Source organism: Pseudomonas sp. HK3 (assembly GCF_052920985.1).
Genome location: NZ_JBREXD010000002.1, coordinates 550,681 through 563,732, shown reverse-complemented (window position 1 = coordinate 563,732; position 13,052 = coordinate 550,681). Strand labels below are relative to the sequence as shown.

Sequence of the window (13,052 nt, the reverse complement as noted above, 5' to 3'; positions counted from 1 at the left end):
GAATTCTCATGATTAATGCATTTGCAGCTAAGCAAGCCAAAGGCCCATTGGAGCCGTTTCAATATGAGCCAGGTGATATCGGGGGCCAAGAGGTCGAAATTGAGGTGCATTATTGTGGTGTTTGCCACAGTGATGTGAGCATGCTCGATAACGAGTGGGGCTTCAGCCAATACCCTTTAGTGGCTGGCCATGAAGTGGCGGGTATCGTGAGCGCGGTGGGCAGTAATGTAACCCATCTAAAAGCCGGTGATCGTGTGGGTTTGGGCTGGCACAGTGCATACTGCAATCATTGTGAAAGCTGTATGACGGGTGATCACAACCTATGTGGTACATCGAGCCCTACGATTATTGGTCGTCATGGTGGCTTTGCCGACAAGGTCCGTGCGCAAAGTGCGGCTGTGGTGAAATTGCCTGATGAATTGGATATGAGTTATGCCGGGCCATTATTTTGTGGCGGTGTCACTGTGTATAACCCAATGGTGCAGTTTGATTTAAAACCTTCTGCCCGTGTTGCCGTTATTGGTATTGGGGGTTTAGGCCATATGGCGTTACAGTTTTTAAATGCTTGGGGGTGTGAGGTCACAGCATTTACCTCTAACCCAGACAAAGAAAAAGAAGCGATTGCTCTTGGTGCGCATAAAACCCTAAATTCAAAAGATGCGACGCAACTAGAAGCGGCTGCTGGTAGTTTTGATATGATCATCTCTACCGTAAATGTGTCGCTTAATTGGGATGCATATATGGGGACATTACGTGCAAAGGGGCGTTTGCATTTTGTCGGTGCGGTATTAGAGCCACTAAGTATCAGTGTGTTTCCTATGATGTTAGCGCAGCGTAGTGTCTCGGCTAGCCCTGTTGGTAGTCCTGCTGTGATTGCACAAATGTTAGAGTTTGCAGTGCGTCATGGCATTAAACCGCAAATTGAATTATTTGATAAAGATAAAATCAACGATGCCATCGACCATGTACGAGAAGGCAAGGCGCGTTATCGTGCGGTTGTGAAGTTTAAGTAATCTAAGCAATATAATAAGCAGTTAGACGAATGTTTGACTGCTTTTTATACGTATCATTTGCGGTAACCCTTCCTATGTTTGTCCTTAATCTTCTTTTTGAATGTATTCAAATTGCAGTTGTATCGTGCTCGTGATAAAACAAGTAAGCGGTTTAATACTTGCATCTGTCTCGTATGTTTTTCGATCGCTAACTGTGTCTCTGCGTTTTAATCCACATGGATAGTTTATTGTCATATGACTGATACCAACACCTTTCTGATTGTTGCTGGCGTTTTACTGCTCACCGGTATTATTGCTGGTTCATTAACGGCTCGTATTGGATTTCCTTTTTTATTGCTGTTTCTGGCTGTAGGCATGCTCGCGGGTGAAGATGGCATTGGCGGTATTTTATTTGATGATTTTGAATTAGCCTTTTTAGTGGGTAATGCTTCACTTGCTGTCATCTTATTAGATGGTGGTATGCGCACAAAAGTCAGCACGTTTCGCTCGGCGCTTTGGCCATCGACCATGTTGGCCACATTGGGGGTTATGTTAACGGCAGGCAGTGTCGGTGCATTTGCAGTTTGGCTACTTGATATCCCTTGGCAATTTGGATTATTACTAGGCGCGATTGTCGGTTCCACCGATGCGGCTGCTGTGTTCAACGTATTACGCAATAGCGGGATTAAACTCAATGAACGGGTTGGCGGTACACTAGAAATAGAATCTGGGGCGAATGACCCTATGGCGATTCTATTGGTCATTATTTTGGTTCAACTGAGTGTTGATACCACACAGGTTACGTCTTTTTATACGTTTGCTTCATTATTTTTACAACAGTTTGGTTTTGGTGCGGCTTGTGGTTTAGCGGGTGGTTTTTTACTTTCGAGTTTATTAACCCGTATGAATTTAAGTGATGGTTTATTTGCGTTGCTGATTCTTGCGTTTGGTATGGTGGTATTTTCAGGGACTAATTTGTTAGGTGGCAGCGGGTTTTTAGCCATTTACTTATTAGGTTTAAAAGTCGGTAATGCAAACAGCAAACCATCCGAATCGGTTTTACAAGTGATGGACGGATTAGCGTGGTTAGCACAGGCGGGCATGTTTTTAATTTTAGGACTGCTGATTACACCTTCTCATGTGCTTGATAATGTCGTGGCCTCTATTGCGATCGCGTTTTTCTTAATTTTCTTGGCAAGGCCGTTGGCGGTATTGATTTGTTTGCTGCCTTTTCGATTTCGTTGGAAAGAACGCTTTTTTATTAGCTGGGTTGGCTTACGTGGTGCGGTGCCGATTGTATTGGCTTTGTATCCGGTGATGGCCGGTATTGAAGGCGCCCGTGAGCTATTTGATATGACCTTTGTCATTGTGCTTATATCACTGCTTGTGCAAGGGGCGACGGTTGCACCTATGGCACGCTGGTTAAAAGTGATTATTCCTCATGTACCCGCGCCCAGACACAGTTACTCATTGATTAATCGTTTAGAGCATTCTTTAGAGGTGGCTGAATTTGTGGTGGAAGAAGGCTCACCAGTCCAAGCGGCGAATTTTAACCCTGCGCAAAGCTGGCATCATTATCCTAAATGGATTGCGCAAATAAGAGATGAAAATTCCCTGCCTATTGAAAATAATATAGCCATACAAACCGGTGATCATATTTGGTTGTTGATGCGCAGCGACGATATTGATGACGCTGCATTATCATTTACACGACAAGACCAGCAAAGCACGCTAGCGATGAGTAATTTCTTTGGTGAATTTGTGATTAATCCTGATGCATCATTAGCCGATTTAGCCTTTGTTTATGGTGTGAGTGTAAATGAAACCGGTACGGTTGAAGAATTACTTAAGGCACGCTTAGGCAAACATCCAGTGGTTGGCGACCGTATCAAAGTAGGGTCTTTAAGGTTAACCGTTCGACGCATGGAAGGAGATCATATTGTATTGATTGGTCTAAAAGTAAACGCTCACTAAACGAAGTTGTTTAGGTACGTTTTTATTTTAATTGAATCAATACTCTAAAAGCTCTGATTTATCTCAGCATTAGGGCTTATCTTCTGAAAAACTTCTTATTTCGCCCTTGTAACTTTAGCGTTATATGCTTTATTGCTAAGTATTAATATTCATGATTCAGTGCCTAAAATAGCCAAGGATACGTCTATGAAATATGAACATATCGACTTATTAGCCAATATAGGTGCGCGTCATTTACCGCTTTCATTGACACAAAAATCAATCATCGAAGAATTAGTTGCGCAGCACGGCTCACCTCTTTTGTTGCTTGATTGCCAAGTCGTGCGAGAACAATATCAATTACTCAAGCGAGCGTTGCCTAATGTGACATTACACTTTGCTTTAAAGCCACTGCCCCATGATACCGTCGTAAAAACCTTATTAAATGAAGGCGCATGTTTTGACCTTGCCAGTAATGGTGAGGTGGACATGGTGAAGCGCCAAGGGGTCAACCCCGAGATGACAATACACACACATCCGATCAAGCGTCATTCAGATATTGTGTATGCCATGGACTATGGTTGTAAGCGGTTTGTGATAGATGGCGTGAATGAGTTAGAAAAATTTGTTCCATATAAAAATGACGTTGAGCTTTTTTTACGTTTAAGCTTTCCCAACGCGGATGTATTTTCTGATTTATCGAAAAAATTTGGCTGCAACATTGATGCCGCTATTGGTATTTTACGCAAAGCTCATGAATTGGGTATTCGAATTAACGGCTTATCATTTCATGTGGGTTCTCAAACGCAAGATGCACAGCGTTATGTGTTTGCGATTGAACGTTGTATTGATTTAATCGAAGACGTAAAGGCTCAGAACTTACCTGCCATCAATACTTTAGATATTGGTGGGGGCTTCCCCGTTGCTTATGATAACGATGAACTGAATATTGATGACTTTTGCGTGCCCATTCGTGAAGCATTATCAAAGGTGGATAAACAGATCAAATTATTAGCTGAGCCAGGGCGATTTATTGTTGGGCCTGCTGTCATGAGTATTGCGTCTGTTATGGGGCAAGCGATTCGCAGTGAAAAGCCTTGGTATTATTTAGATGATGGCGTATATGGCTCGTTTAGTGGTATTTTATTTGATCATGGTCATTACCCCATTGATGTATTGAATAATCAAGGGCCAAAAATTGCTTCTGTGTTAGCTGGGCCGACGTGTGACAGTATTGATGTCATCGATGAAAACATATTGCTGCCAAAATTAAATGATGGGGATTTAATTATTACCCGTATGATGGGCGCTTATACCAGCGCCACAGCGACGGACTTTAACTTCTTTAAAAAGGCCAATATTATTGCCCTTAATGAATGATATTTAATGCCGGTTATTAGAGTGAAATTAAATAAGCGATACCAATAGTAAGAGACAGCAATAACTCAAAGATAATGCTATTTGATTGATTATGTTTGTCTCTGCGTACCAGTTGCTGAGAATCATAATCTGGTACGCTCATATGGCCCTTAACATGATCCGGCAGCGCCTCTAAATCAGTAAAGCGGATGGCGGTTCCTTGATATGAAATAGCATGATAGCTGTCTTGTTTATCCTCAAATATGAAACCCGAATCTCGTGGGGCAATACGACGGTTTATTTCGATGATGGCGTCAGTACATGAGTTTAGTGCTTTCATTTTTAAATGTGCAATTACATCATTATCGCTTGCGCCTTTATCACCCGTTGCCGTCACAATACCTAACTGTTCGAATTCTCCGGGAATACGGGTGCCGGGGTAAAATAAATACACATCTTTCACGCGGGATTCGTGGTATTTAATCCCACTATAATTTGTTTCTGGATGATAGCCGGTTGCGGTTGCACAGGCCCTTAGAAATAAAAGAGAAATAATAACGGCTATCCGTTGTATGAGTGATTCCTTGTTGTATTAAGAGGGAATTAGATGCAAATAGAATAAAAAGTTCTTGTGGTTAGTAAAACAAAAAAAAGGCGCTCAATGAGCGCCTCAGACTGCTGATAAACCCCAGTGTTTTCACTGGGGTTTATTCATTTCAGGGCAATTTAAGCGCCTCCTTGCTCAATTTATTCTCACCTCATATATCTCAATTTAATATTCCACCCACACTTATCGAGCTTTAGTTTGGCCTGATAAGGCTTTTCTGACAGGCATTTTTAATGCAAAGCGCTTTACGCTGCCATTAATGCGATCTTTTTCATATTTTGCGCAGCGGCCGTCATTAAGCACTGCATTTGCACTTTGTGTTTGCCTCGAAATTGCGCGTAGCGATAGCCGTGTAATTGTTTGGCATCTGCAAAACTTCTTTCCACCGTTTCCTTTCGCCTTGCGTAAAGTAGTTTGCCTTTGTCTGTTAAGCGGTGTTCGTTGATTCTATCCTTGCTGCCTTCCCAAACATGCCGCGTGATCACTTTTGTGTGATTTTGACTTTTGGTACAGCGCGTTAAGTCTGGGCAGTGTTGGCATGCGTTTGCGTCGCTATGATATTGGCGATAGCCTTCTCGAGTGGTGGTGCGATAAAAAACATTCTGTCCTTGTGGGCAGGTGTAGAGATCTTGTGTTTCATCGTAAACGTATTGGTTTTTGTAGAAATACCCTTTTTTATGCGTGGGTCGTCTGTAGCCCATGACACCATAAAGGTTTCTATCTTCGATGCCTTTGCATAACGCTGCGGTAAAATACCCAGCATCCAAACCCACATGCTGAAGATTAAATCCAAAAACGTTGCACCTGTCTGTCGAGTCTTGCTAGATACGGGACACTGTCGTGAACATTACCCGCTGTGACGTGTACGTCGGTAATGATGTTGCAGCGTGCATCAACTGTGCGATGGTCTAAATAGAAAAACCCCTTTGGCTTGTTATCACGCACCATGTAGCCACTGTCTTTGTCTGTGGTGCTTTGTTTGATGTCTCTCGATTTATTGGGCGTCTCTGACCGCGACGCCAAGGGCTTTTTTCCGTGATCTAGCCTGTCTTGCTCAACCGCTTTATCCAGCTCATCCATATACGCTTGGCGTTCAGCTTGTGCTTGCACTTTAATGTGCTTGTTTTTATTGGCATTGGCTTTCAAATGAGTAGAGTCGGTATAAAGGGTGGTTCCGCCCACCAGCTTCTTCTTCATGGCTTGCAGCACGATTTCATCAAAAATCTGCTGATAGACATCGGATTCTTTAAACCGTCGAATACGGTTTTGGCTTAAGGTGGAGGCATCGGGAATCTTGTCGGTTAACCCAAGACCTAAAAACCACCGATAGGCCACGTTAACCTGAACCTCGCGGATTAATTGGCGCTCGCTGCGCACGCCAAATAAATAGCCGATGAATAATAATTTGAACATCAAAGTGGGATCTAACGCCGGTCGGCCGTTATTGGGGCTATAAAAGTCTTTGACTAAATCGTGAATAAAACTGAAATCCACTTTCTGCTCAATCTTGCGCAGAAGATGGTCATTAGGCACAAGCTCGTCAATGGAAACGAACTCAAGTTGCGACTGTGTTTGGGGGCGGTCATTTAGCATGGCCCTATTATAAAAAATCCTCACCTAAAAAGGCGAGGACTTTGTCAGCAGTCTGAGGCGCTCAATGAGCGCCTTTTTGATTGCAGGTCGTTATTTTAGTTTAGTGGATCATAGTGAGCACTGCTTGTGCTGCTTTCAGCGCGTTCCCACATTTGCAGGTAAGCTTCGGCAGAGTTCATCACCGACTCATAAATACGCTGCGGTGCTTGCTCACGAATATCTTGTAAGTGATCCGCGACTAAGCCGAAGTGAGCGATACCATCTGTGTTTAAGTCGAATACACGATTGCCTGATACTTGTTTATCGAACACAAATCCAAATTCAGAGGTGTATGGATAATTAAGTGGGTCGGTATCGGTATCATAACGTGGGCCAGCTTGACCGCCTAAGCCGCTCATATCAGTCGCAAAACCAACCCCATTTAGATAAGGCGTTTGCTCAACAATATCTAGATAACGACTGATGCTACCGCTAACCGAATTGGCATCTGAGTTATAAGGTGTGCTAAAGCCACCGGCTTCAATCAGACGACGAGTATTGTCATGTACTTCACCATTTTTACCATCACGCATCCAGCTGTGTGACGTAATAACACCTGAGTAGTTACGAGCTTCTACGATGTCCATAACCGCGGTCGCAGTATCGTTACTCATGTGATCAAGTTCGATTAACATGTTTTTGTCGATCATACGGTTGACTAAGTACACACCTAAATCAGAAATACCATTTTGGTTACAATGCTCAATGCTCTCATCATAAACTGGGTTTAAACCAATACCATTAAGGATGTCTTTAAGGACAGGTACTTGACCAATGAGAGGAAAACCAGACGTGAAGTTTTGTCCGTGAGTATGATCATCACATTCTTTTGTTTCAAAGAAACGGCCACCGGCTAAGAATTGGCCAAGATTCATGATGCCATCTTCAACGGCAGAACCACCTAGCTTGTTGTCAAATTTATGGGTTGGGAAGATAGTCCGTACACCTAAGTCATAAAGCTCGTTCAACTGAGTTTCAATTGTGTGGACAGTACATGTATCTTTTAAACCACAGTTAAATGTTTCGCTGGCTTCAACACCCATTAGTACTGCTAATTTACCGTCAGCAATAACCTGGCGGGCTTGCTCTGGCGATGAAACCAGTTGGAAAAAGCCTTTACCTGGGCCACCATTTTGCGCATCTACGTAATCTTGCATTTCATGTAAGCGTTGAATTTGTAAGCGGATACTTTGCATGGTGTTACAGCTATTAGGATTAATCCAGCTTGCAGGATTAATCGTTTTTTGCACATTACACAATACTTCGTTTTCAACTAGGTCGGTAACCATTAGACGCATGCCAGATAGGTAAGCACGTTCAATCCATTTGTAGTAATAACCAGAATGGCTCATTTGTTTATGGTTAGGCCACCATGGGAAATCAGGCCAGCCACGAGTATCGTAACGCATGTTTGGATCGTTAAAGGTATAAATGTTACCAATTAAATCAAGAGAACCATTCGGGCCGTGAATGTCTTTGCTGTCTTTAAGTGCTTCTTCAACACCCCAGCGATGGAATGGCTTACCGGCCATCATTTTACCACCCATAAATTCATAAGAGGTAATGTGTGTATGTGGATCAACAAAGCCACGTACAGGTTCGTTTACATCGCCTTTAAGCGCGTTAATATCACCTTGCACATTTGTGGTTACTTCAGGGAAGTCGGTACAATTATTTTGCGCCACTAACTTAAAGGTGTTTTCACTATTGAAATTAAATGGATTAAATAAATCAAAAAAGTACATGGTGCCTTTATCGGTGCGTGCGCGTACTTTCATATTTAAAGCGGTACCATGCAAACTGTAACGATCATTGCCTTCTTTGTTAAGTGTCCACTCGGCGAATTTACCAGCATAGCGACCCGCACTGATTTCAGCAGGCAAATGGCTAGCAAAGTAGCGGCCATCTTGGTCGGTTAATAAATACTTGCCAAACGAAGTCGGTTTCATGAAGAAACGACTTGCGTTGTCTTTTGCGGTGTTAATAAAGTGATAGCCCAAGCCATTATCAACTAAACCACCTTTTGTGTATTTGGTTAAGTAATTGCCGGTACTGGGTGACTGGACCGAAAAACATTGCTGAGCCATTGCGTTGACATCACCATTGTAACCTTGGGCTTGAGGCTGAGGTGCTGGGGCGGCTGGGGACTTTGACATGGCTAGCGTCGTGCTACATACAAGGCTTGCACAGAGCCCAAATGCACTGATCGTAACTTTATTCATGGCGTTCTCTTTTTATGGTTGAAATGAGCGAGAAGGTTAGGGTGTTGTGGCATAACTCTGATGCTCTGGCCTTTGGCGAAATTCAAGATCATGTTGTTGATTTGAACGTCTAATGGGATAAATTAAAAATCCATGGCTCAGATAGAGAGTTTCGCGGAAGGCACCAACCTTTTTCGCACTTCATTGAGTAAAGAGAATGAATGGACTTTCACCCATGTGAAATTTGGCCAGTTGAGTGTTAAATTAAGACAAGAAAATAATAAGTGGCGTGCAATGAGAAGAGAAAAAGAATAACTGCGCCAATGTACTTTACAGTGGCGCAATTTAGTCAAAATCATGGTTTTGGTTTAACTAAATTCGATTACCGTTTTTTGGCAACCCAAGCCCATGTCATTTCGGCGTTAATGGGCTCTACATTGGCTTCGTCTGTGATGATAACTGAGACCACGACGTCCCCTTTTTCTTCTGTTTTAATTTTTTGTATTTGTTCGTCAGTTAATGTTGCAACGGCACGCATGTCACCGCTGGAGCGTTTAACGTAATCGATGTTCATTTTTTTAATCAGTGGTAACTTACTATCAGGTACATTCATACCGAATACAAACCCCGTGGCGGTTTCAGCGAGTAATGCCATTGCCGCTGCATGGACGCCACCGATATGGTTCTGTACTTTCTTTTTGTTTTTAATGCTCACCACACACTCATTATTACTGAGTTTTTCAAAGCGTATACCTGAGTGGCCGGCGTATTTTATTTTACTGCCAAATGCCTTGCTCATAGCAAAGCTGCGCATGAATTCTGGCAGGTTTTGTAGTGTGGCTGCGATCTTGCTTAATTGGTTTGCTTGGCTCATAAGGTGTATCTCTATTAATTATTCTAACGTTGAAATATAGCGAAGGGCTATTCTACTCTCAGTTGGAGCAATCACAAAATGCCGATAAAGTCAGGAATAGCACCGTTTTGAGCGCATAATTGTTAGCCTAGGAGGTGGGTTATTTATCGGAGAATTTTGCCATGGCTAAAATACCTGGGCCTTTACGGTTGTAGCGGGTATACAGTTGATGAATGCTTTGAGGCATTTCGTCTTCGTATATAAAGTCATAGCCTGCTTGTTGATAAAAGTGATCAAGATGCAGGTATGGAAAGCAGTAGATAGGTAATTGAGTATTACTATGTACAAAGGCCAATAGTTGCGAGCCGAGTCTATGCCCTTGCCGTGATTGTTCTACATATAGGCTGCGTAGCCAGTAAAAGCCGTCATAAGGCACCAGCCTTACGGCAGCAATAATCTGTTCATCATCTTCGATCATAAACACGCGCTCATCACGGCTGGCACTGCCTTTGTGTTTTTGGCGGCGATAAAATTGGTTCACAGTACGAAAATTTTCACCTTGCCACTCTTTGAATATTAAGTGGTTTGGGGCCTGAGCGGCTAGGTCAGAAGTCATGACCAACGTATTCCTAGTTAAATAAGTTGGTCATTGTAAGGAAAAACAGGGCAGGAGTGTATTAGAAATCCATCTCTATATATTGAGGTTCTTCCCGTTTAACCTCTTGAATGCCACGTAAGTCGTTAATCATTTTTTTGATTTCTTTGTTTTGATCAAACAGTAATTTATATTGCCCGCTGTAGTCTTCTTGCCATACTCGACTGCCTTTTATCATTCTTGATAAGCTAACCAAACCATTTCGAGTGACAGCGAGTTGCTTATCAATAGCTTTACTTTGGGTATCCAGAATTTTAAGTGCTTGGCTTAACTCACCTTGGGCGCTATCAAGATCAAGGGTTTCAACATTTTGCACTAAGCTTTTATGCTCGGTAGTCAGGGTTTTGATGTTTTCGACAATGACTTTCTGTTGGTCTGATATTTGAGTGACTTGGGTAAGGGTACTTTTAAATAGCTCTTCGACACCACTTAGGCGTGAATTTGTAATCAGTAGGCCGGTAATTAGAGTGCTGACAATGCCCAAGGCAAGGCTCACTTTAATGACTAAGGCAAATGTAGGGCTCTTATAAAACGGCACACCCGCAGGTACTTCGGACTCGTCACCGGAGTCTGGATCTTTATCGATTAGTCGTTCTTTTTCACTTGCCATGGAGCTATCCCTGTCATGGTCACATACCTGAGTATAGTCTAAATTTCGGGCAGGGTAGTTTAGGCATCAATCATGGTGATGGGTGTTTAATAGTCCGTGTGTCATAAGATATAACTGACTTGTGTATGGGGCGTTATTGCAGTAACCCTGAGATGTCGTCATCGAGTTCAATGGCTTCTGCAATATCCATACTGGGGGATAAGCCGATGCGCTCAAATGCGTGAATCGTACTCCAATCCAGTTTAGCGTAGGGGTGTTCAGTGTTGGCATGGATTTGCAGCACGGCGACTGTGACCAAATCAGCGTAATCGGCTTTTTCTATTTCACGATCAAATTTTAAGTATTGCCCTGGCACATTCAAAATGTCTTTGGGAAATCGCCATGCTTTTAAGATGTGACTGCCAATGACAGGGTGGAGCTTTTCTATCAATTTATCTAAGGCAAAGCCGTCGTTTAAAAGTGCTTTGTTGTCTTCGGCATAGGTGAGTACAGGCAGTGCGCCAATTTTATGAACTAAGCCTGCTAGCATGGCTTGGTCAGGGAGAAGTTTGGTGTAATGGCTTGAAAGCACATGGCAGATAGACGCCACTTCTGAGCTTTGTTGCCAAATACTGCGCATGCGGCGATCAACCACATCACTGGTGGCTTGAAATAACTGCTCCATAGCCAATCCCATGGCCAGATTCGATGTGAAGTTAATTCCTAATCGGTTGACGGCCGTGACAAGGTCAGTGACTTCTGACGGTGTGCGCATAAGAGGGCTGTTCGCTACTTTAATGACTCGTGCAGAAAGTGCGGCATCTTGGATAATAATATTGGCTAGCTGGGGAATGCTGGACTTGATGTCTTCAGCAACATCGCGGACTCTTAAACACACCTCGGGCAGGCTCGGTAAAACGAGGGTGTCTTGTTTAATTTGATCAATGAGTTCATTAGCAACGGTTTCTAACATGCTGGCCATGGGCTGTCCTTATTTGGGGATGGCTGGCCAGCTAATTAGACGCGTCCTTTATTCTGGCTGCTCATTCACTACATCATACGGTAAGGATAGCAGCTCTTTGGCAATTGCCTGATTTGTGCCCACAATAATTGCCCCGTCAGCGAGTTTAGGCAGGGCCTTGTCTTCCAGTACAACCAGCGCTTGCTGCTGGCCGCTCGTGTTTACACTATTGACTACAACGCCTACTGGATTATTTTGCCCCGTTACAAAGACATCATCACCCGCGTTAATCGTAGACGTGCTATCAAACCCTAAGCGATACATGTGGCGTTTTAATTTGCCCAGGTACTGCATGCGAGCCACAATTTCTTGTCCGGTGTAGCAGCCCTTACTAAAGCTCACACCGCCATTTTGGCTAAAGTTAATCATTTGCGGAATAAACGCTTCACTGGTGCTAGCACTGACATGGCCAATACCATGACGAATAAGGTTCTCATTCCAAAGGTTATTTGTTGATAGTGTGCACTTACTAATAATCTGCGCTAGAGTGTCTTTTGCTTGGCTTGGGTCTAGCCATAATTGATACCCTGCACCGTGAGGCAGTTTCACCAACACATGGCCATTTTCATTGGTTTGATCAAAATCGTTAATTGGGATTTGTGTAAAAAGACTGACCAGCATGCTTGAAGCGTCCGCACCTTGAATACCTGCCATCACGTAATCGGCTACCTGCATTTGGGCTTTAAAAAAGACCATGTATTTCTTTAGGTGGTTAAGAGTGGTAGCTGAGAGAGAAGCATCTAATCCAAGCAAATATTGGCCATCAGCCTGTTGTAATAAGTTAAAGCTCGAAACCATACGCCCCTTAGCGTTACAGCAAGCACCTAAACGAAATTGCGTGGTTGAAATGTCATTAAGGTTACAGGTGAATTGGCCTTGCATGAACTTCTTGCTATCAGGGCCCACAATCGACAACACCTGCTGATCTTCAATGGGATAAACAGCACAATCAAATGAGGGGCTTTGTGCTGTAAGCGGTGCTAATTCAGACCAAATGGTAGCCATGGAGAACTCCTAATTAATAACCCGACTATTTTACTCAGGATTAGCGCTCAGGGTAAATCCTTTCGTGCTGAAACCCTTAATTCCATAAAACAGACCCATTTACCCCATTGGCTTTCCCAATTAGAAGGTGCGAGTGGTATACTGCGGCCCAAATTATCCTACTCAGTTTGTATGTAAGAGGTGCC

Annotated in this window: 11 protein-coding genes; 3 read left to right on the top strand and 8 right to left on the bottom strand. The window is 43.2% G+C overall.

Annotated features, from left to right (window positions below):
* Nucleotides 1-8 precede the first annotated feature (8 nt).
* The 3 genes from ahr to ACU6U9_RS13545 all read left to right on the top strand — a co-directional run bounded on the left by ahr (nt 9) and on the right by ACU6U9_RS13545 (nt 4,325).
* A complete protein-coding gene (gene ahr / locus ACU6U9_RS13555) occupies nt 9-1,013 on the top strand; it encodes an NADPH-dependent aldehyde reductase Ahr (protein WP_446735558.1) in 1,005 nt (334 codons plus the stop codon).
* 234 nt (nt 1,014-1,247) lie between these two features.
* On the top strand, nt 1,248-2,966 hold the full coding sequence (locus tag ACU6U9_RS13550; protein WP_446735557.1) for a potassium/proton antiporter: 1,719 nt from the start codon (nt 1,248-1,250) through the stop codon (nt 2,964-2,966).
* Nucleotides 2,967-3,152: 186 nt separating this feature from the next.
* Nucleotides 3,153-4,325, top strand: coding sequence for a type III PLP-dependent enzyme (locus ACU6U9_RS13545; protein WP_446735556.1), 1,173 nt, complete (start codon nt 3,153-3,155; stop codon nt 4,323-4,325).
* 16 nt (nt 4,326-4,341) lie between these two features.
* Here ACU6U9_RS13545 and ACU6U9_RS13540 read toward each other — a convergent pair whose 3' ends face one another.
* The 8 genes from ACU6U9_RS13540 to ygfZ form a co-directional block, all read right to left on the bottom strand.
* On the bottom strand, nt 4,342-4,767 hold the full coding sequence (locus ACU6U9_RS13540) for a hypothetical protein (protein ID WP_446735555.1): 426 nt from the start codon (nt 4,765-4,767) through the stop codon (nt 4,342-4,344).
* A 389-nt stretch (nt 4,768-5,156) separates the two neighbouring features.
* Nucleotides 5,157-6,504, bottom strand: a protein-coding gene (locus tag ACU6U9_RS13535; protein WP_446734186.1) for an IS1182 family transposase whose coding sequence is annotated in 2 segments (ribosomal slippage) — nt 5,157-5,705 and nt 5,707-6,504 — 1,347 coding nt in all. Because the reading frame shifts where the segments join, the coding sequence is not laid out codon by codon here.
* Between the two features lie 95 nt (nt 6,505-6,599).
* Nucleotides 6,600-8,765, bottom strand: coding sequence for a membrane dipeptidase (locus ACU6U9_RS13530; protein WP_446735554.1), 2,166 nt, complete (start codon nt 8,763-8,765; stop codon nt 6,600-6,602).
* A gap of 361 nt (nt 8,766-9,126) precedes the next feature.
* Entirely contained in the window at nt 9,127-9,618 is a 492-nt protein-coding gene (locus tag ACU6U9_RS13525; RefSeq protein ID WP_446735553.1) for a DUF4442 domain-containing protein, read from the bottom strand.
* Nucleotides 9,619-9,757: 139 nt separating this feature from the next.
* A complete protein-coding gene (locus tag ACU6U9_RS13520; RefSeq protein ID WP_446735552.1) occupies nt 9,758-10,213 on the bottom strand; it encodes a GNAT family N-acetyltransferase in 456 nt (151 codons plus the stop codon).
* Nucleotides 10,214-10,274: 61 nt separating this feature from the next.
* The gene (locus ACU6U9_RS13515; RefSeq protein ID WP_446735551.1) at nt 10,275-10,862 is read right to left on the bottom strand and encodes a hypothetical protein; all 588 of its coding nucleotides are present in this window, start codon (nt 10,860-10,862) and stop codon (nt 10,275-10,277) included.
* A 133-nt stretch (nt 10,863-10,995) separates the two neighbouring features.
* Nucleotides 10,996-11,823, bottom strand: a complete 828-nt coding sequence (locus ACU6U9_RS13510) for an HDOD domain-containing protein (RefSeq protein ID WP_446735550.1) — start codon at nt 11,821-11,823, stop codon at nt 10,996-10,998.
* Between the two features lie 48 nt (nt 11,824-11,871).
* Nucleotides 11,872-12,867 (bottom strand): CAF17-like 4Fe-4S cluster assembly/insertion protein YgfZ, encoded by a 996-nt coding sequence (gene ygfZ, locus ACU6U9_RS13505; protein ID WP_446735549.1) that lies wholly within the window; start codon nt 12,865-12,867, stop codon nt 11,872-11,874.
* Nucleotides 12,868-13,052 lie beyond the last annotated feature (185 nt).